Source organism: Bacteroidales bacterium, from assembly GCA_022647615.1.
Classification (GTDB): domain Bacteria; phylum Bacteroidota; class Bacteroidia; order Bacteroidales; family UBA932; genus Egerieousia.
On the sequence record JALCKZ010000001.1, the window covers coordinates 838,058 to 859,217 of the forward strand.

Here is a 21,160-nt window from a genome sequence, read left to right on the forward strand (position 1 = left end):
TGCGTTACTGACTCTAACTATTCTCTTTTTATCCTTGTTTTTTGTATGTGACAGCTGCAAGCAGGTCAAGAGCTATGGAAAGTCCCGCAAGGGCAACATAATCAATCCACAATTCAGATAGCAGCGTCCCTTTAAGATAAACGGAGCGCATAATGTCCACAAAGTATCTTGGGGGGAATGCGTATGTTAAATATTGCGCCCATGAAGGCATTGATTCTATAGGGGTTATAAGTCCGCTCATCAGGACAAATATCATTACAAAGAAGAACATTACAAACATAGCCTGCTGCACTGTGTTTGAATTATTTGCAACAATAACTCCAAGTCCTGACATTGCGAGCGCTGCAAGCGCCGCACCCAAAAATATAGCTCCTATTGAACCCGCCGGCGTAAGTCCATAAACGAGCCATGCAATAACCATCGCCACCCCAAGAACAAAAAATCCCATAATCCAATATGGAACCAGCTTTGCCAAAGTAAATGTGAACTTGTTTACCGGTGTTACGTTGATTTGTTCTATAGTGCCTATCTCCTTCTCGCTCACAATGTTAAGAGAGGGCAGGAAGCCGCATATCATGATAATCAGCATAATCATCAGCGCCGGAATCATAAAATACCTGTACGTTAAAGTGGGATTGTAGCGGTATTGTACCGATATGCTTGCTGCTGAAAACGTCAGTCCCTTCTCTTTATATAGCTCGGCGATAGATTGAGTTACGGTTTGACTCATGTATTGTGAGCCAAGAGAACCCTTGACCGCATTTACGGTGTTAGCAAAAATGCTAACTTTTTTAGGCTTTCCATTTTCCAGTCCCTTCTCAAAATCTGTCGGGATTTCTACTATTACATCTACCTTTCCTTTTTCCAGATTGTCCAGCGCGCGGGAGTAATTTTCCGCTGTATTGCTAAGAGTGAAATAATCGGAGGCCTTTACTTTATTTATCACTCTTTCAGAGGCTTGCGAGTGGTCATTGTCTACAATAGAGATGTTAATATGATGCACATCCATTGTTGTTGTCCAAGGGAAAATCAGCATCACCGCCAATGGAAACATTAGTACCATTTTTGGCAGGAAGGCGTTGCGGAAAAACTGCCTGAATTCTTTATCCAGTAAAACAAGAAGTGTACGCATAGCCTATTCCATTTTATCTTTAAAATTCTTAAGAGCCAGCGCTATCAAAAATAGCGTCATAACCAGCAGGACGGAAAACTCCTCAAGCACGTATTTAAACGGCAGTCCTTCTATCATAAGTTTTCTTATTGCTGAAATATACCATCGCGCCGGCACAATGTAAGTCAAGGGCTTAAAGACGTTTGGCATATTTTCTATCGGGAATACCATTCCGGAAAGCATGATGATTGGAAGAAGCAAAAGCATTCCGGAAATAATTAGAGCCGTTATTTGTTTTGATGTGGCCGTAGAGATTAAAAGTCCAAGTGCTAGAGCCAAGGCGAGGTAAAGCAGAGAGATCCCTATTACGCTCCCAAGGTTCCCCGACATTGGAACATTTAAAACAAACCGCGCCAGTAACAGTATGCAAGCCAGGTTAATACAAGAGAGAACAAAATAGGGAACCATCTTGGCAAAAATGATTTTTATTGGTTTTACAGGGGACACAAGCAACACATCCATGGTTCCCGTTTCCTTCTCCCTCACTATTGAAACTGATGTCATCATTGCGCATATCAATATGAAAATCAGACCCATAATGCCTGGAACAAAATTGTATGCGCTGTTCATTTGAGGATTGTATAACATGTGCGTCTCCGGCATTATTGAGGATAAATTTGCAGTTGTCCCCGATGCATTTGAGCTCCCGTTTGCCAATATGCTTTGCATATATCCAGCCCCTTCCATTGCCTTGTTTGGATTGGATGCGTCAATGGCAATCAGCACTGAATTATCTTTTGAGAACTCCGCAACTGCGTCGCTCTTGCCTGACCGCAGCTCTTTATCTACCTGATTTCTTGTAATATATCCCTTAAATGTAAAATACGGATTAGAAGAAATTTGCTCAACTTGTTTTCTGATAGCCTCTGTCCTGTGAGGCGCGGAGACAGAAAAATTGATGTTATTAATCTCGATAGATATTGCAAAACCAAACAGCAGCAGCTGAACTATCGGGAGTATTAAAATTATCAGCAGCGTCCATTTATCCCGCAAAATATGCAGTGATTCCTTTTTTACAAATGATGCAAAACCTGTCATATCACTCCCCCCTTTTTGCTCCTCTTGCAAGCGAACGGAAAACTTCATCCATTGCTGAGGCGTTAAATTGTTTCTTTAATGCTGAAGGAGAATCCAGCGCTTTAATTTGTCCGTCAACCATTATGGAGACCCTGCTGCAATATTCGGCCTCATCCATGTAATGGGTTGTAACAAAGATTGTTGTCCCCTCTGATGATGCCTTGTAAATCATCTCCCAAAATTGACGGCGGGTAACGGGGTCAACTCCTCCGGTTGGCTCATCCAGAAAAACTATTTCCGGCCTGTGAAGAGAGGCTACTGAGAAAGCAAGTTTTTGTTTCCAGCCCAGAGGAAGAGAACCAACCAGCGTGTTTATCTCAGATTTAAATTGCAGCTGGTTAAGTATTTCCACGCTTCTGCGTCTAACTTGCATCTTTGAGAGTCCGTAAATTCCTCCAAATAATTTCATGTTCTCATAGACAGTCAAATCATCATAAAGAGAGAAGCGCTGGCTCATATAGCCAATGTGATGTTTGATTTTTTCTCCCTCCTTCATTACGTCAAATCCTGCAACCGTACCTGAGCCGGACGTTGGGTAGCTTAAACCGCATAACATCCTCATTGCCGTTGTTTTACCGGCTCCGTTAGCTCCCAGGAAACCAAAGATTTCTCCGCGCTTTACATCAAAAGTAATGCGGTCAACCGCCTTGAAATCTCCAAAGCTTTTGCACAACTCTTTAACCGATATGATGTTTTCTTCCATTTTTCTTACATCCGTTTTTTGCACGTTTTGCCTGCCAGCCTAATTATTGCTTGCGCATCAACTTAATAAACACATCCTCTATCCCCGCCCTGGTTTTATTAAGTTCTATATTTTTAAATCCTTGCTTTTCCAACGTTTGCTTTAAAATTTCGGGATTGAATTTTTCAGAAGCCACTATATGATGTGCAGCTCCAAATGGGTAGCACTCAATAACTTCCTTCTCCTTTCTGGTTGCAGCCAATATGCCGTACATATCTGTTCCGGAGATGGCGTACAGCGGTTCTTTAAAATTATTTACTATGCCGTCGGGAGTATTAATATCCAAAATTTTCCCGCCGTTTATAAGGGCAATCCTATTACATCTGCCCGCTTCATCCATGTAAGGAGTTGAGACCAAAATAGATAGTCCTTTCTTTTGCAGCTCCAGCAGCATGTCCCAAAATTCACTTCTGGAAACAGCGTCAACTCCAGTTGTAGGTTCATCCAAAAACAGAACGTCCGGCTTGTGTATAAGAGAGCAGCACAGTGCCAGTTTTTGTTTCATTCCTCCCGACAGATTGCCTGCTCTTCTGCTCTTAAATGGCTCTATCTGCTTGTAAATAGGGGCGATAAGGTCATAATTTTGTTCCAGGGTAACATGGAACAGAGCGGCAAAGAAATTCACGTTTTCTTCTACGGTAAGGTCCGGATAAAGAGAAAATTTTCCCGGCATGTATCCTATTTTGTTCCTTATTGAATGATAATCTTTTAGAACATCCAGCCCGTCAACTTTTGCAGTACCGCTATCGGAATTTATTAGAGTAACCAGGATGCGGAACAGCGTAGATTTTCCCGCGCCGTCCGGTCCTATAAGTCCAAAGACTTCTCCGCGCCCGACATTAAAAGTGATGCTGCCGAGAGCTTTAAGAGTCCCGTAACTCTTTGAGATTCCGTTAATTTCTATAGCATTTTGCTGCATCATAACTTAACTTCTCCGTACATTCCAATCTTTATGCGCCCGTCATTTTTTACCGCAATTTTTACTGCGTAAACCATATCCGCGCGGCTATCTTTTGTTTGAATTGTCTTTGGAGTGAATTCGCTTTCTGAAGCTATCCAAGTTATTTGTCCCTGATAATCAAAGGTTTTATCTCCTCCAAAATCAGCAGTAACATGTACTTTTTGTCCAAGTTTTATTTTGGAAAGCTGGTCGGAAGTGAAGTATGCTCTCAGGTATATGTTATTCAAGTCCGCAATTTTAAATAGGGGACGCCCAATATTTGCAAATTCTCCTTCCTCGCTGTATTTGGCTAGCACCGTGCCTGTTACAGGAGCTTTTATATGAGATTTTTCTAGCTTGTCATTGATTTGGGAAATTTGCAAATCCACGGCTGAGGAGTTATCATTTATAGAGGCGGTGCTGTTATTAAGAGAAGATAGCTGTGCTGCCAATTGTCCGTTTAATACTTTCAATGAGGAGTTTACATCATCCAGCTGTTTGGTTGTAGCCGCGCCGTCTTTAAGAAGATTCTGTACACGTCTCTTCTCAATTTCCTGTTTTGCAATTTGTTCCCTGATGGATGAAACCTGTTTCTGAATGTCGGGACGGCCGGACTTAAGGGCTGCACCGCTTTTTTGCAGCTGCAGTTTCTGCAAGTACAATTGTGTTGTATCTATGACCCCTGCAACTTCGCCCGCACTAAGCGTATTCCCTTCTTCTGCATTGAGATACAGAATTTTACCGGCAGTTTCAGAAGAGACTGTAATTTCAGTTGCTTCAAATGTTCCCGTTGCATCCCAGTTCTCTTTTTTGCTGCATGACATTATCACCGTCCCTGCGGCGGCAATAAGAAGCGGGTATCTAACAATTCTTTTCATATCTTTTTCTATTATTATTCTTTATAATGTCTCTTGTTAATCATCCTGTTACTTGTTAATCATGATGTTTCTTGTCTGAATATTTGTTGGCAACTATCTGTTTACAAGATGTTTCAATTGATAAATTGCCTTCACAAGCTCTATTTCTCTTGCAGAGCGGGCGGTGACGGCATCAGATTCATCAGTTATTTTTCCAAGCAAATCATTAGTGTCTATGATGCCGTTTCTTAGTTTGGATTCTGCCGCTTTTCTCACTGACGTTCTTAGGCTTACAATTTTATCATCATTGTACAGCGCCTTTTTGATGCGCGTAATTTCCCCGTTTTCCTGGGTTGTCTGCAGCTTTGTATTAAACAGAAATACATCATTTTGCACATTTACTTGTTGCTGCGCCGTCCGTATTTTATTTAAATCATTTTTGCGCGTATAATATGCGCCAAAATTCCACACCATTTTTACTCCGGCAATTGCATTCCATCCTGGGTTTTTGTTCATCATGCTTTGGAAATAATCAAAGCCCGGATAACCATAAAATCCTTGTGCGAAAAGTCCGAACTTGGGTCTAGTTGAGGATTTTATAAGTTCTTCTTTTGCAGCAAGGCTATTTGATTTTGCTTCAAACATTTTCTGCTCCGGCCTCTGCGGGACAAGATTTATGAGCGTGTTAATATTTGTGCTGTCTCCATTATTGGTTACGTCAGGCATGAGAAGATGTCTCCCCTTCACATCTTCTCCAATGAACACTCCAAGCATTAATTCATAACTGTCGCGAGCTGACTCTAGCTGTGTAATTTGTTGATTTACAGTAAGTAATTGAGCTTCTACCGCATCTGCATCAGATTGTGTTGCAACACCGTTTTTTAACAGAGAGTGCACCTTATCCAAATTGCTTTGAAGCAACTTGGCTGTTAAATTGGTCTGGGAAATTCTTTTGTCAAGCAACAGAATTCCAAAATATAAATCATCTACTCTTCCCTCTATGCCATATAAATCTGCATCTGCAGAATTCTGCTGCTCAATGGATTCCGCCTGAGCCAATTTTTTATCTGCGGAAGATTTTCCTCCATCCCAGATGGTCTGATTAACTTCAAGGGTAACCTTATACTGTTTTTTATCCATTCCGCTCATGCTCATTCCGCTTTGGGCCAGCATTTTTCCTAATGCAGAAGGGAAGGAAGGGACTTCATTTTGCCATGTGGCTTGTCCCGACAGTGTTATCTGCGGCAGATAAGATTTTCCGGCATTGGATATTGTGTATTGCTCGCTTTGCCTGATTAAATCATATTGCTTTATTTCAGGATAATTTTTTCTGGCAAGTGCGCGGCATTCATCCAAGCTAAGCTCTTGAGATGCGGTAGTTTGAGCCTTTAGAGATGCAGTACACAGCAGAAGCAAAGCAAACAATGCTGTTCTGCCACAAATCAATGAGACGGTCCTGCCGCAGAATAAAGAGGCGGTTCTGCTGCAAATCCTTAAAGTATTTCTGTTTTTTTTAATCATAACACTTAATTGTTAAAGCGTTTTCTGTTAAGGTGTTTTCTATTAAGGTGTTTTCTATTAAGGTGTTTAATGCATTATAGCTCCCTTTTTATTTAAGGTGTTTAATGCATTATAGCTTCCTTTTTATTTAAGGTGTTTAGTGCATTTATGGCACCTATTTTATTTAAGGCGTTTCATAATTGTTTCAATGTTTTCCGCCTTGCGTGCTGCCGCAAAATGTTTGATGCTCGTAAATTCTTTCCCCAGAACCATTTGTATAACCGGATATGCAATGAATGGGAAAACATTAAGGGAAACAATATCAAGCATCAGGTGGCGGGCATCCATGTGGGGTAATTTTTTCCTTGCATTTTCTTTGTCAAGTTCAGCCTGCACGTTCTTTAAGATATTTTTAACCATTGAGCGTATCTCCTTGTTCAACCCAACTAGTTTATAATGCTCTGGTTTGGAGGCTATTTCATTAACAAAGAAACGCGGGAGGTCAGGATTTTTTAAGATGAACTCAAATTGAGCTGTTATTCCATCCTCCAGTTTTTTCTCAAAAGGAAGATTTGAACTGCTGAAGGCAACTAAAAACAAATTCCCGATAGTCTTTATTTTTCCGCCTACAATTTTCTCAAAAAGGTTTTCTTTTGTCTTAAAATAATAGTGCAGCATCGCATGCGTAACCCCTGCTGCTTTAGCTATTGACGTGGTTCTTGCTCCGTCAAATCCTTTTGTAAGGAATTCTTGTTCAGCTGCTTGTAGAATATCATCTTCCTTGTTCAACCTGTTTTTATTGCTCTTCATTTCAGTTGTGTTTTTATATTTTATTTAACAAAATTGTTTAACAAAATTGTTAATAACGCTGCAAATGTACTCAGTTTTTCCAATTCTCCAAAAAATATTACCTTTGCAGCCGTCAAAACCAAAAGTTTTACTGGAATTGCTCAGGTGGTGGAATTGGTAGACACGCAGGACTTAAAATCCTGTGGCCAGAAATGGCTGTACGGGTTCGATTCCCGTCCCGAGCACGAGGCAGAAAGGCCGGCTAAGTTTTTAGCCGGCCTTTTTTTGCCTTGCCGGGGAAAGTCCATCGCCTTTAAAAAAGTTAATTATCACATTATCAATATGATATAATGGTCCGTTGGGCTTTTTTGCGCCTAACGGACCAATGTAACTATCACATTATGAAAGAATTGACTTTTTTATAGGCTATAAAACCGAAAATCCTTATTTTTGTGTTAGTGATCCTTCAGTTTAGAGTGTCCCATATCTAAAAAAGAGAATTTTATTGGTGATAAAAGGAATTAGTTTTATGAAAAAGATATACAGAATATTTGTGGCGCTTGTGACGGTGTGCGCATTGCAAAGTGCCGGGTTTGCAAGTGTTTTAAATGCGAATGCGGTGTCCGCAAGAGCAGCTGTTCCAAACACGGTGGTTATGCCTTGCATTGTAGCTCCTCAGTTTGGAAATGTTGGAGATCCGGTGACCTGGGCGCAGAAAGTTGCAAACTCCGGAGTTAAGTCTGCAAATGGTGCAGCTGCTGATATTTATGAAATTCAGCTTGTTGCGAGCATTGATCCCGCGTGGCATGTGTATGATTTTGGTCCCTACACAGACGGGCCTAATGCAACTATTTATAAGGTTGCTGCAACCGCAGGATTTCAGCTTAACAAAGATTTTAAACTTATTGGCAAACCCTTTATAAAAGGCAAGGTTACAAAGGCTTATGATGATATATTCCAAATGAAAATTGGAACATTTGGAAGCGGCGCTATTCTAGTTCAAAAAGTTCAGGTGCTTTCTAACAAGCCCGTGAAAGTTGTTGCGCATGTTGAGTGGCAGGCTTGCAAGGAGGGTAACTGCGTAAACGGCGAGAAAGATTTTAATGTCACTTTGCCTGCTGCAAAAAATCCGGTAGTTGCTAACAGTGCTGTAAACAGCGGAATATCAGCGAATAATAGCATCGCGACAGATTCTTCTGTATCAGGAGCTTCCGCGGCAGACGGAGCTGGCGTAAATGCAGTTGCAGACAGTGCAATCAATTCACAAAACGGCAGCATTACAAGTGCTGGTTCAGCCAATAGCGGGAGCAAGCTTGATAATTCGGGAGTTGGACACCGCTCTTTGTGGAGCCTTGTGCTTGAGGCAATTCTGTGGGGTTTTGCAATGTTGATTACTCCTTGTGTTTTCCCGATGGTGCCGATGACGGTCTCATTTTTCATGCATCACTCAGAGGGAGATGAGAAGGAGGATGACAAGAAAAAATCTAGCAGCAGAGGCAAATTCCTGGCGAGCATGTATGGTCTTTCAATAGTTGCGCTGTACACATTGCCTATCGCGATAATAATACTTATAACATATTTAATTGGAGGCGGGAGCGTAACTGCAAATATTTTTAACTGGCTGGCTACTAATTGGATACCAAATCTGATATTCTTCATTGTGTTCTTTGTTTTTGCGCTGAGTTTCTTTGGTGCGTTTGAAATTGTGCTGCCAAGCTGGATGGTTAACAAGGCTGATGCTAAATCAGATAAAGGAGGTTTGCTGGGAGTTTTCTTTATGGCTTTGACGCTGGTGCTTGTCTCTTTTTCTTGCACGGGTCCTATAGTAGGAAGCATTTTAATCAGAAGCACACAAGGTGAGATTTGGGCACCTGTTGTTGCAATGCTCGCATTCTCAATAGCTTTCGCAATTCCGTTCACAATTTTTGCATTTGTTCCGTCACTTCTGGATAAGCTTCCAAAATCTGGCGGATGGCTTAATTCAGTTAAAGTTGTCCTTGGATTTATAGAGCTTGCTCTTGGAATGAAGTTCCTTTCTATTGCAGACCAAACTTACCACTGGGGAATTTTGGACAGAGAAGTTTATCTTGCATTCTGGATTGTAATATTTGCATTACTAGGTATTTATCTGCTTGGGAAAATCAGATTCCAATATGATTCAAAAGAGGATCATGTCTCTATTCCGCGTCTTTTGCTTGCAATAATTGATTTTGCATTTGTTGTTTATATGATTCCCGGAATGTGGGGTGCACCACTTAAGGCTTTGAGCGGATATTTGCCTCCAATTGAGACACAGGACTTTAGAGTGGCCTACATTGGTGCAGGCAGTGCGGACGGCGGAAATAAAACAGCCGCCATTGATACATTGAATGCAAAATATTCTGATGTTTTGCATTTGCCTCAGGGACTGCAGGGTTTCTTTAATTATGATGAGGCATTGGCTTATGCGCAAAAAGTACATAAACCTGTATTCCTGGATTTTACAGGACATGGATGTGTCAACTGCCGTGAGATGGAAGCAAGAGTTTGGAGCAATCCGATAGTGCTGCAAATGCTTAAGCAAGAGTATGTTGTATGTGCATTATATGCAGATGACAAGATGACCGTGCCGGAAGAAGATCAGGTAACTCTGCCTAATGGAAAGGTGCTAAGCGAGTTAGGAGATATAAATTCCAATTTCATGTTAACCCGTTTTAACGCAAACGCTCAGCCATACTACATAATACTTGATGAAACCGGCAAGCCTCTGGCTCAGCCAATGGGTTATAATCTTGACGTCAAGGTCTTTACAAAATTCCTGCAAGACGGTATAAAAGCATACGGCAAATAGCCTGAGACCATTTGCCGTTTTGCTTAGATGATTTGATAGCAGCTATTCAACTGATAGCTGTTGTAAATTAATTAGCAAGCGCGAAAGCTTTTCTGACTTTTGGTACTGCGTCCAGAAGTTCCCATCCAAAAAACTGAACTTTCTTTTTCACGTTCTTTCCGTTCTTCACAACGGTAACTTCCCCAACATAAGGAGTACGTCCCATGTGACCGTAAGCGGCTGTAGGCAAGTAAATTGGATTTTTCAGCTGGAATTTTTCTATTATTACCGCAGGACGCAAATCAAAAATTTCTCCAACAATTTTTGCAATTTCTCCATCTGACATTACAACTTTTGATTTGCAATTTGTACTGTTATCAGCGTTTTTATCGCCGGCATTTCTTTTCCCTTTTGCAACCTTGCAAGTTCCAAAAGTATTTATGAAAATACTCAGCGGTTTGGCCACTCCAATCGCGTAAGAAAGCTGTATCTGAACTTCATCCGCAACCCCTGCAGCTACCAGATTCTTAGCAATATAGCGCGCCGCATAGGCAGCAGAGCGGTCAACCTTGCTTGGGTCCTTTCCGGAAAGCGCGCCGCCACCGTGAGCTCCTCTTCCTCCGTATGTATCTACGATTATCTTCCTGCCTGTCAGGCCGGTGTCACCGGCAGGTCCGCCAATCACAAATTTTCCGGTAGGATTTACCAGCAGCTTGTAGTTACAATTAAACAATTCTTTCAGGCGTGCCGGCAATTTTTTTATCAATCTTGGAATTAGAATTTTACGCACATCTTCCTTGATTTTATTTTGCATTTCCGCATCTCCGGCAAATTCATCATGCTGGGTGGAAAGTACAATCGTATTAATTCTCAGAGGTTTGCGATCGTCAGAATACTCTATCGTGAACTGAGACTTTGCGTCCGGCCTCAAATAAGGCATTAGCTTTGTATTCTTTCTTATCTCTGCAAGCTCCTGCAAAATTCTGTGAGACAGCCATATAGGTAGAGGCATGTAATCATCTGTCTCACGACAGGCATATCCAAACATGATGCCTTGGTCGCCAGCGCCCTGATTGTATTTATCCTTTTTGTCAACTCCGCGCCTGATATCAGCGCTCTGTTCATGCAGGGCGGAAAGGATGCCGCATGAGTTGCCGTCAAACATATAATCGGCCTTTGTGTAGCCGATAGAATTAATCACTTTCCTTGCAGTATCTTGAATATCAACATACGCCTCATTTGAATGGGATTCTCCTCCCACAACGACAAGACCGGTGCTTACAAAAGTTTCGCAAGCAACTTTGCTCTCAGGGTCCTGCTTTAGAAATTCGTCCAATACCGCATCTGATATTTGATCCGCAACTTTATCCGGATGTCCTTCAGATACAGATTCTGATGTAAATAAATAAGCCATAACTAAACATTTTAAAGTTAAACATCTAGTGTAGTAATTTGACTTTGTGCGTGTTGAAAGCGTCCGGCAGATAAGCCGTCCGTTCCTTTTAGCATTTTTTAGCGTGGTTGCAAGCAGTCAAATCTCTCCACTTATATGTGCAAAGGTAATAAAGATTGTGAATTAATACAATGTTAATAAAAAGTTGTTAAATATTTGTTTTACTACTTCTTATGAATCTGAATTTTTTTAATTTTGCACTGCCGAAGAAAACGGCTGAAAAAACAGATATTATTTTACAAAACCTTAAATAATCTAATCATTTATGAAACAAACTATTAAGCTTTTTGCCTTGACGGTTTTGAGCTTGTTTGTATCTGCGGGCTTGTTTGCCCAGGTTACAACATCCTCAATGAGCGGCAAGGTAACAGAGAAGGACGGGAGTCCTGTAGTTGGCGCTACTGTTATAGCAACGCACACTCCGTCCGGTTCTAAGTATTATTCAACCACCGATAATTCTGGTAATTATCGTATCTTGAATATGAGAATCGGAGGACCTTATGACGTTGAAGTCTCACTGCTTGGTTATGGCAGCAACAAGACAGGAGGCGCATACCTAAAATTAGGCGAAAACTTTGTTCGCAATGTGGTAATGAACGTAGAGGCTGTTGCACTTAATGAAGTTGTAGTTCAGGCCAAGGGAAATAACCCAATCATGAACTCAGATAAGAACGGTGCTTCTACAAACGTAAGTTCAACACAATTAAAGCAACTTCCTTCCATCAGCAGAAGTATTCTTGATTTTACCAAGTTTACTCCTCAGGCAAATGGAACATCATTTGGAGGCCGCGATAATCGTATGAATACCGTAACAATCGATGGTGCAGCATTTAACAACAATTTTGGATTGAGCACATCTCAAATCCTTCCCGGAGGAAATGCACAGCCAATTGCTTTGGACGCTATTGAGGAGGTATCCGTTAACTTGGCTCCGTTTGATATCAGACAGTCACAGTTCACCGGCGCATCTATCAACGCAGTTACAAAGAGCGGTACTAACAGATTTTCAGGTTCCGTTTACTCTTATTTGAGACCTAAGAAATTCACCGGCAACAAAGTTGGAGATTACACAGTTGCAAATGCACGTGATTCCAAAGCAGAGACTTATGGTGTAACATTCGGAGGCCCAATCATTAAAGACAAATTGTTCTTCTTTGTCAGCGGCGAGTATGAGAAAGAGACTTCTCCTTCAGGCGCTTATGAGCCAAGTACAGATGGTACTTCAAACGTATCAACCAAGACTTCACGTACAACCGTTTCTGATTTGAAGGCTATGCATGATTATCTGCTAAGCCAGTATGGTTATGAGGCAGGTGCATATCAGAACTTCCCTAACTTTAAGAGCGATAACCACAAGATTCTTGCAAGAATCGACTGGAACATCAATAAGAACAACAAGTTCACTATCAGATACAATGAGGTTGTCGGAACATCAGACCAGCTGACAAATGCAAACTCCGCTCCTAGCCCTAGAGGTTCCGGACGTAGTTCCATTTATTCAGTCTCTTTTGGTAATTCCTGGTACGGTTTCAAAAACACTGTAAGAAGTATAACGGGTGAGTTGGACAGCCATTGGGGAAAATTCTCCAATCAGCTGCTTGGTTCATACACAATGATTGAGGATAAGAGAACTTCAGATAGCGGTGTGTTCCCGTTTGTTGATATCTACAAAGGCGGAGACCAATATATGTCATTTGGATATGAGCTATTTACTTATGGAAATGATGTTAAGAACAACACACTTTCTGTAAAAGATAACTTGTCTATCAACCTTGGCGACCACAACCTTACATTTGGCGCCTCTTTCGACAGACTATATTTTAAGAATGTTTACATCAGAGAAGGTACGTCATACTACAGATATAACTACAACAATACAGTAGACCCTGCAACAGGCGTTACTTATGCAGATGGTATGTCTGCTTTCTATGCAAATGCAACTCCAACCGCTTTTGCCGTAACTTACGGATATAATGGACAAAGCACTCCTGGTGTTGAGCTTTCATTCGGCCTAGGCGCATTATATGCTCAGGATGAGTGGCAGGTAAATGACAAAGTTAAGGTTACGATGGGTTTAAGAGCTGAGCTTCCTTTCTATCTGAATAGCTTGGACAACAACCCTGCTGTTAATGCTTACGGCTTTAACAAATGGAACAATACTTTCAGAGATCACTACACTGTTGGAGAATCAGCAGAGAAGAATTACTACATGAACAGCGGCAAGTGGCCAAAGAGAAAACTGGAACTTAACCCAAGAATTGGTTTCAACTGGGATATTAACGGAGACAGAAGTCTTCAGTTAAGAGGTGGTTCAGGTTTCTTTAGTGGCATGCTTCCTTTTGTATGGTTTACAAACCAGCCAGGCGGTTCAGGTATGATTCAGTCTCCTGAGATTATGATTACCAACCTTTCTACGTTGGCTCAGAACAAGATAACCTTTAACAAAGATTACAAGGCTATGATTGCTGCTCATCCAACATTGTTCCCTACAACCCCTGGTAAAATTCCTTCAGGTTCAGCACTTTGCGAGGTTTCAAAAGACTTCAAGATGCCTCAGGTATGGAGAAGTGATTTGGCTTTGGATATAGCTCTTCCTTGGAACATGGTTTTGACTTTGGAGGAAATTTTCTCCAAGGATATCAATGCCGTTATGCAGAAGAATGTGAACTTGCAATATCCTTCAGGATACTATTCCGGAATGGATGACAGACCTTACTGGACAAATACAAGAATCAATTCAGATTTAAGCTCTGCGATGGTTCTTTGCAATACAAGCAAAGGTTTCCAGAATTCACTTACTGCTCAGTTGACTAAGAACTTGACAAGAGGTCTTTCCGGAATGATTGCTTACACTTATACAGTTGCTAAGGACGTTACAAACAACCCTGGTTCTACTGCATCATCAGCATGGAGCGCCAACTCAGTTGTTTCTTATTTGAATGACCCTGAGCTTGCAGCTTCCGGTTTTGCTGTTCCTCACAGATTAGTTGGAAACATCTCCTACAGATTTGAATGGCTTAAACATTTTGCTACAACTCTTTCACTATCCTACACAGGAGAGTCTCAGGGTAGAGCAGACTTCTGCTACTCAAATGATATGAATAAAGATGGCAACTCATCTGATTTGATGTATATCCCTGGAAGTAAGGGCGAGCTTGCATTTGTAACTTCTACTTACACATATACAGATGCTAACAAGGTTAAGTATAAATATACTGTAACTGACACACAGATGAGAGATGCATTCTGGACATTAGTTGAGGGCAACTCTTATTTGAAGAGCCATAAAGGCCAATATGCTAAGAGATATGGTTATGTTGAGCCATGGCACAACAGATGGGATGTTAAGGTTATTCAAGACATCTTCACAAACTTTGGAAGCAACAGAAGATATACTCTACAGGTCAGCTTAGACATCATCAATGCAGGCAACCTTCTTAACAAGAATTGGGGCGCTTACAAGACAATGGGTTCAATGTCTTATGATAGAATCCGTCCTTTAACTTTTGTTAAGGCTGTTAACGGTGTTCCTACTTATATGTTGAATGCATCAGCTGCAGGAGCAAATGATTCTGCAGAGGCAATCGTAAGCAGATGGGCAGGAAACAATACTTGGCAGAAGAGCGTTTCTACAGGCAGTACCTGGGGAATGTTGTTTGGCGTAAGATTGTTGTTCTAAAACATTATAGTTGATTAAAAAAGGCTGTCCAAATGGGCAGCCTTTTTTATTGCATGTACAGCAACCTGCTGTGCAGGTTGCTGAGCAATGCGTTTAATAGCCGGCCAATGCCGGCTATATTTGCCGGCGCACAAAGCACGCCGGCAATTAGTGTATTACGCGGCTACCGCCGCGGAAATGCACGCGCTAAAGCGCGGGCCTTCGGCCTTGCAATTATTACTTCATGTATATATAAAGACGAGCGGCTGAAAGCCGTGAGTCCCGGCACGGAGTGCCGGTGCATCCTGCGCACGAAGTGCGCTTGACCACAAGGCAATGCGCTGCATTGTAGCGCATTGCTTTGCAAACTGCTTAGCAGTTTGCATTTTTATTTATCCTTGAGGATAGCGTAAACAATTTTGATATAAGGATAGTTGGCGTTTGCCGGACCGTTTATCCTTCCCATTGTGTAAGTTGAAGCATCCAGGGAGTATGTTGTTGAACTGGAGCTAGAATAATAAGAGCTGCTGGAAGATGCAACGATTGGCATAATCCACAATTTGTACAAAGGCTCTGCGGCAACATCTTTTCTGTCAGCCTTCATTATTTTTTGGATTGTGCTGGCCATCTGTCCCTCATAATAGTAAAGAGATCTGTTGATTGCGCCAACCGCATTGCTTGTGCTGTAAACGTCTGAAAGAGGATAATAGTAGTAATCTGTTGTATCTGCAACTTTGTGACAAGGATATAGATATTGCGGATAATAGCTTGTAACTCTGCTTTCATCTGTCGGGAGCTCATAAGGCAAATAATAAGTTGCGCCGCTTATTAAAATTCTATTTTTATCATATCCCTGCTTTGCTGCCCACGCATCCAAAGTGTCCTTCAGAGCAACAGGGTCTACATAAGGTTTAAGTCCTCCTACTCCCTCAATATCAATGTATTTCTGAGGCGTATCAGATTCCATGGCTTTGGACTCATAGGTGGATTCATTCTGAGCATAGTCTACACCCAAAGCAAAAGTTATCGTAGTATCTTTTCTTGCAAGACCGCTTTTCCATGTTGGCTGGAAATTAACTTGCATATACATGTAAGTAGAACTAACAGTCCATTTGTTCAATCTGCCGCCGTAAGTTCCTGCAGCAGGAGGATCACATGTAAAATACAATCCCTTATATCCTTTTACAAACTGAGTCGTAGAATCTAACTGTAAATCAGTTGCTTTAAGAATATCTTCTCCAAGACTATTGTCAAGATATATTGTCAGGGAATCTGTGCCGGTATAAACGGTGCTGCCTTTATTTATCTGTGTATGAATGTAATCAGAACTCTTAATCATGTTGTTGTACTTGTCGGTAGTATCAACATATTTGTTCATTCTGTAAACATGTATGTTTTGAGTTATGCCCTCCTGGCTTGCATCCGGAATAGAGTTTCCGCTAAGAAGCATGGTGATAAAAATCTTCTTTACATAAGCTCCTGTTCCTAAGTTCATTCCGGAAGACACAGGTGCAAAATTGGTGGCGCATGTAAAATTGGCCAGACCAAATTCTTTTGTTCTTATTGCCCCAAAATAACCATAAGATGTATTAAGCGCCTGCATGCTGTCTGCAACTCTGGTTTTTAGCGGCATGTGGAAAGTAGCCGTCCCAACCTGCATTATATAATCATCGGGAACATAATTGTCACCGATAGTTTTATCTACTGATATGCAGGAATATGTGAGTAGCGATGCCGCCGCCGGCAAAATCAGATAACGGAAGAAAGCCTTGAATTGCATTATACTTTTAATAATTTGTCGTAAAACTTAATGTACTTATTTGTGTACGAGGCGTTTCCGGCACTTATTTCTGAATAAGGGAGAGTTGGCAATTTGCGTTTAGCCACGTAATCAAGGACTTCCTTATTAACATTATTACTTCCCAGAATTATTCCGTCCGCATACTTGACGGCTAATTTAGCAAGATTTATGCCATTAGGATTGCCAAGCACATCCATGTCCGCCGGAGATACTCCCTGCATCAGCGCCTTTTTCACAAAACCGGAGGAGAATTTCTCTTTGAAAACTTCATCATAAAGAGAGAGAACAATCTTGCTTTTTGCAAATATAGGATCTGTTTTGTAAGACATTTTTAGATACAGCGGAACAAGGTGAGTCATCCATCCGCCGCAGTGAATAATTGTAGGCTGCCATCTTAATTTTTTTACAGTCTCCAACATTCCGCGCGCAAAGAAAATTGCACGTTCATCATTGTCTGCAAAAAACTTTCCGCGCTCATCCGTGTACAAAAATTTTCTCTTGAAATAATCCTCATTTTCAATGAAATACACTTGCATGCGAGCCTGCTGGATAGATGCAACTTTTATGACAAGAGGTCTGTCCAAATCATTGACGACAATGTTCATTCCGCTAAGCCTGATGACTTCATGGAGCTGATTGCGGCGTTCATTTATTGTCCCGTATCTTGGCATAAAAGCTCTGATTTCCATGCCGTGTTCTTGGGCCGCCTGAGGCATATAACGCCCCGCCAGTGAAATGGAATCCTCCGGCAAATACGGAGTAATCTCACTGCTTACATATAAGATTTTAACAGGCTCACCCATAGTACACAATATCCTCTAGGCAAAGGTAGTAAAAATTTTTGACTTTTAAATGAAGGTTTTTCATATCTTTGGGGGCATATTTTATGAGCAGAAAAGAAAAAAATTCCATTGGGGGACGGCTGATGCGTTCATACGTGTCATCCGTAATAAGCATATCGCTGGTGCTTTTTATAGTGGGCATTTTTGCGGTTTTGGCCGTGAATGCGCGTGAGGTTTCTGATTACTTTAAGGAGAACATTAAGATTTCCACCATTCTGAAAGAGGATGCCACGCAGGTTCAGGCGGAGGCTTTTTGTAAAAACGTTGCATTGCTGCCCGCGGTAAAATCCACGCAGCTGATTACAAAAGAGGAGGGAACAAAGGAGATGAAAGATTTGCTGGGAAGCGATTTCCTGGATGTCTTTGAATCCAATCCAATCCCAATTTCAATTGAGATTCAGCTTAACTCAAATTATTTTCATCCCGACAGCGTAAAGACTCTTAAGAGCATGTTGATGCGCGACCCTCTTGTTGATGATGTTGTGTATCAGGAGTCATTGATAGATACCATAAACAAGAATATGCAGAAGATAGGAATGGTTCTGATAGTATTTATTGCGCTGCTGATGTTTATCTCCATAGTCCTGATTAACAATACTGTACGGCTAAATGTTTTCTCAAAAAGATTCTCAATACATACCATGCAGCTTGTTGGAGCAACCAAAGGATTCATCCGACGGCCTTTTATTTACAGGGCTATATTCCAGGGACTTATAAGCGGAGTTGTTGCAATATGCGCACTGACCGGAGTACTGTTTTTAGTTAGAAGAGAATTTTCCAGCATATTTTCTATTATCAATTTGCAGATTATGATAGAAGTTTCAGCCGGAGTTATTATACTTGGAGTTATTATATGTCTTATCTGTACTTACTTTGTTGTCAATAAGTTAGTAGGATTAAGCGGTAATGAATTATACACATAAATTATGAGTCAGAAAAAAATACAGAAAAATAATTCTGCTGAAGAGCAGAATTTTGCAATGCCCAAGAGCAATATTATTTGGATTCTCATAGGACTTGGAATAATGGTTCTGGGATACATTTTAATGATTGGCGGAGGCAGCAAAGATCCAGATGTTTTTTCTCCCGCAATATTTAGTTTTACAAGACTGGTAATTTCTCCGATACTAATTCTTGGGGGAATTGTTCTTGTAATAGTCGCCATCATGAAGAGAAACATGAAGAAATTAACAAAGGATTAATCTTGTGTAAAATTAATTAGCTGAACATAAAAGCAACAATTAATTACGCGGAAGGTAGCTAGTAAAATCATTGATAGAATAATTAAAGGATAGATTAATATGACTTGGATACAGGGTTTGTTACTTGGTTTGGTACAGGGTCTTACGGAATTTCTGCCCGTAAGCAGCAGCGGACATCTTACAATTTTTCAGGAGCTTTTTGGGATAGGCGGAAAAACAAATCTTGCATTTGACGTTACGGTGCATGTTGCAACAGTTCTAAGTACAATTGTAGTTTTCCGCAGACCACTTGGAAGATTAATAAAAGGTTTTTTTGTCCGCGGCATGAATGGGGAAAAAGATTATGTTTTTAAGATACTTGTTTCACTTATCCCGGTTGCAATAATTGGCTTCACATTAAAAGATTTTGTTGAGAAAATTTTCTCCACAGATTATGTGGCATCCCATACGGGCAACGGATTGCTGCTTGTCGGTAGCATGCTGATAGTCACGGCGTTGCTGCTGGATTGCAGTGAAAGAATAACTGCACGGAGCATGAAAAAAACTTCAGCAATTGCAGATGATAAAGTTGCGGCTGAGAGTTGCGGAGTTTCCAAATCAGACAGTAAAATTGCAAGTGATGGTTGCGGCGTTTCCAAATTAGACAGTAAAATTGCAAGTGATGGTTGCGGCGTTTCCAAATCAGACAGTAAAATTGCAGCTGAGGAAGAGAGTTCCGGAGTTGATTATTGTGATAATTCAGCGATTAGTTATTGGCAGGCATTTGTTGTTGGAATAGCTCAGGCAATTGCTGTTCTTCCTGGCTTATCACGTTCTGGTTCAACAATTTCCACCGGATTGCTTTGCAAGGTTAAGAAATCTTCCGTTGCACAATTTTCTTTTTTGATGGTTATCATTCCGGTGCTCGGAGAGGCGTTATTGGATGTATATAAGGCAGTCAAGGGAGCTGGTGCTGCGGCAGCGAGCGCGGCTGGTTCTTCAAGTGCTGCTGCAATGAATGCTGCTGGTTCTTCAAGTGCAGGTGCTGCAGGAATTGAATTTTTACCTCTTCTGCTGGGATTTATCGCTGCATTTTTTGCAGGATGGGCTGCGTGCAAGTGGATGGTTAAACTTGTTAAGAATGTGAAGCTTACAGGTTTTGCAATTTATTGTGCAATAGTGGGAATTCTTTGTATTGTGCTTCCATATCTGATTAAATAAAATTAGTTTTAGCAATAGCAATAGCAGCAGCAGTAGTAATAGCAGTAACAATAACAGTAGCAATAGCAATAGCAATAGCAATAGCAGTAACAATAACAGTAACAGTAGCAATAGCAGCAGCAGTAGCAATAGCAATAGCGCAATAGCAGCACAACAATAAACATATAACAGCAAAATTATTGGGCAGTTTAATGGAGGAGAAAAACTTATATTTTTTTGTGGCGGACGTACACCTGGGGCTTGACTTTAAAGACCCTGTCGGGAGAGAAAAAAAATTCTCTTCCTTCCTCTACAATTTGCCGGCACAGACAAAAGAGGTTTTTCTGATGGGGGACATTTTTGATTTTTGGTATGAGTATAAAGATGTGATTCCCAATGGTTTTACGCGGACGCTTGGTGCGATTGCGGCGCTGGTTGACCGCGGGGTTAAGGTGCATTTTTTTAACGGGAATCATGATATCTGGACTTACAGATATTTTCAAAAAGAGCTTGGGGTTGTGATGGAAAAGCAGCCGGCTGTTATTGAGATTGAGGGGAAGCGTTTTTGCCTGGGACATGGTGATGGTTTGTGGAGCGGCGACCCTGGATATAAATTTTTAAAAAGCATTTTTTATAATCGCATTTTGCAAATTTTGTTTAGCGGAATTCATCCCCGCTGGGCGTTTTTGCTGGGGCATAGCTGGAGCAAACATAATAGACTTACCCGCGGACAGGCTTCTGCCGAGGGCGCGCAAAGGACTATCAATAAGTGCATTGCCTATTCAGAAGATTTCCAGAAAAAATATGCTGCCGCTGTGAAAGATTGCTCTGTGTCATCAGCAGCAAGCCAACCAGCATCTGCAACAAAAGATAAAATTGCTGCCGCGGAAGAGCGGTCTGCATCCGGTATGTCACAAACTGTCGGGAAGAAAATAGATTACTTTATCTTTGGACACTTCCACATCCCTGCACATAAGCAGCTTGCGGATGGCTCTGAGCTTTTCATGCTGGGAGACTGGATTTACAATCCGGATTATGTTGTGTTTGATGGAGAAACGGGAGAATCTCATAGCCTTTAAAAAATACAATCATTTGATTATTAGTTGTTTGCGAGGTCGCGTTGGCCTGTTTTGCCGGCAA

Annotated in this window: 16 protein-coding genes and 1 tRNA gene; 7 read left to right on the forward strand and 10 right to left on the reverse strand. The window is 41.2% G+C overall.

Annotation, left to right across the window (positions count from 1 at the left end; translation table 11 throughout):
• Positions 1-28: 28 nt before the first annotated feature.
• The 7 genes from LKM37_03600 to LKM37_03630 form a co-directional block, all read right to left on the reverse strand.
• Positions 29-1,132 carry an ABC transporter permease gene (locus LKM37_03600; protein MCI1720092.1) on the reverse strand — a complete coding sequence of 368 codons (1,104 nt, stop codon included), beginning with the start codon at positions 1,130-1,132 and terminating at the stop codon, positions 29-31.
• Between the two features lie 3 nt (positions 1,133-1,135).
• Positions 1,136-2,257, reverse strand: coding sequence for an ABC transporter permease (locus LKM37_03605; GenBank protein MCI1720093.1), 1,122 nt, complete (start codon positions 2,255-2,257; stop codon positions 1,136-1,138).
• Positions 2,211-2,951 (reverse strand): ABC transporter ATP-binding protein, encoded by a 741-nt coding sequence (locus tag LKM37_03610; GenBank protein ID MCI1720094.1) that lies wholly within the window; start codon positions 2,949-2,951, stop codon positions 2,211-2,213. The genes LKM37_03605 and LKM37_03610 overlap by 47 nt, the downstream gene beginning before the upstream one ends.
• A 43-nt stretch (positions 2,952-2,994) precedes the next feature.
• Positions 2,995-3,912 carry an ABC transporter ATP-binding protein gene (locus LKM37_03615; GenBank protein MCI1720095.1) on the reverse strand — a complete coding sequence of 306 codons (918 nt, stop codon included), beginning with the start codon at positions 3,910-3,912 and terminating at the stop codon, positions 2,995-2,997.
• Complete coding sequence (locus tag LKM37_03620) at positions 3,909-4,808, reverse strand: HlyD family efflux transporter periplasmic adaptor subunit (GenBank protein MCI1720096.1); 900 nt, start codon at positions 4,806-4,808, stop codon at positions 3,909-3,911. The genes LKM37_03615 and LKM37_03620 overlap by 4 nt, the downstream gene beginning before the upstream one ends.
• A 93-nt stretch (positions 4,809-4,901) precedes the next feature.
• The gene (locus LKM37_03625) at positions 4,902-6,308 is read right to left on the reverse strand and encodes a TolC family protein (protein ID MCI1720097.1); all 1,407 of its coding nucleotides are present in this window, start codon (positions 6,306-6,308) and stop codon (positions 4,902-4,904) included.
• Between the two features lie 159 nt (positions 6,309-6,467).
• A complete protein-coding gene (locus LKM37_03630; GenBank protein MCI1720098.1) occupies positions 6,468-7,097 on the reverse strand; it encodes a TetR/AcrR family transcriptional regulator in 630 nt (209 codons plus the stop codon).
• A 138-nt stretch (positions 7,098-7,235) separates the two neighbouring features.
• Here LKM37_03630 and LKM37_03635 point away from each other — a divergent pair.
• A tRNA-Leu gene (locus LKM37_03635) sits at positions 7,236-7,321 on the forward strand.
• Positions 7,322-7,605: 284 nt separating this feature from the next.
• Positions 7,606-9,906, forward strand: coding sequence for a thioredoxin family protein (locus LKM37_03640; GenBank protein ID MCI1720099.1), 2,301 nt, complete (start codon positions 7,606-7,608; stop codon positions 9,904-9,906).
• Between the two features lie 67 nt (positions 9,907-9,973).
• On the opposite strand, the gene metK is transcribed toward LKM37_03640, so the two are convergent.
• Positions 9,974-11,299, reverse strand: a complete 1,326-nt coding sequence (metK, locus tag LKM37_03645; protein ID MCI1720100.1) for a methionine adenosyltransferase — start codon at positions 11,297-11,299, stop codon at positions 9,974-9,976.
• A gap of 304 nt (positions 11,300-11,603) precedes the next feature.
• Here metK and LKM37_03650 point away from each other — a divergent pair, with 304 nt between their 5' ends.
• The gene (locus tag LKM37_03650; protein MCI1720101.1) at positions 11,604-15,017 is read left to right on the forward strand and encodes a carboxypeptidase regulatory-like domain-containing protein; all 3,414 of its coding nucleotides are present in this window, start codon (positions 11,604-11,606) and stop codon (positions 15,015-15,017) included.
• Positions 15,018-15,384: 367 nt separating this feature from the next.
• Here LKM37_03650 and LKM37_03655 read toward each other — a convergent pair whose 3' ends face one another.
• Entirely contained in the window at positions 15,385-16,776 is a 1,392-nt protein-coding gene (locus LKM37_03655; GenBank protein MCI1720102.1) for a DUF4270 domain-containing protein, read from the reverse strand.
• A complete protein-coding gene (locus tag LKM37_03660; GenBank protein ID MCI1720103.1) occupies positions 16,776-17,600 on the reverse strand; it encodes a glycogen/starch synthase in 825 nt (274 codons plus the stop codon). The genes LKM37_03655 and LKM37_03660 overlap by 1 nt, the downstream gene beginning before the upstream one ends.
• 83 nt (positions 17,601-17,683) lie before the next feature.
• Here LKM37_03660 and LKM37_03665 point away from each other — a divergent pair, with 83 nt between their 5' ends.
• The 4 genes from LKM37_03665 to LKM37_03680 all read left to right on the forward strand — a co-directional run bounded on the left by LKM37_03665 (position 17,684) and on the right by LKM37_03680 (position 21,099).
• Positions 17,684-18,562 carry a permease-like cell division protein FtsX gene (locus tag LKM37_03665; protein MCI1720104.1) on the forward strand — a complete coding sequence of 293 codons (879 nt, stop codon included), beginning with the start codon at positions 17,684-17,686 and terminating at the stop codon, positions 18,560-18,562.
• 3 nt (positions 18,563-18,565) lie between these two features.
• The gene (locus LKM37_03670) at positions 18,566-18,841 is read left to right on the forward strand and encodes a DUF3098 domain-containing protein (protein MCI1720105.1); all 276 of its coding nucleotides are present in this window, start codon (positions 18,566-18,568) and stop codon (positions 18,839-18,841) included.
• A 99-nt stretch (positions 18,842-18,940) separates the two neighbouring features.
• A complete protein-coding gene (locus LKM37_03675) occupies positions 18,941-20,041 on the forward strand; it encodes an undecaprenyl-diphosphate phosphatase (GenBank protein MCI1720106.1) in 1,101 nt (366 codons plus the stop codon).
• A 191-nt stretch (positions 20,042-20,232) separates the two neighbouring features.
• Complete coding sequence (locus LKM37_03680) at positions 20,233-21,099, forward strand: UDP-2,3-diacylglucosamine diphosphatase (GenBank protein ID MCI1720107.1); 867 nt, start codon at positions 20,233-20,235, stop codon at positions 21,097-21,099.
• Positions 21,100-21,160 lie beyond the last annotated feature (61 nt).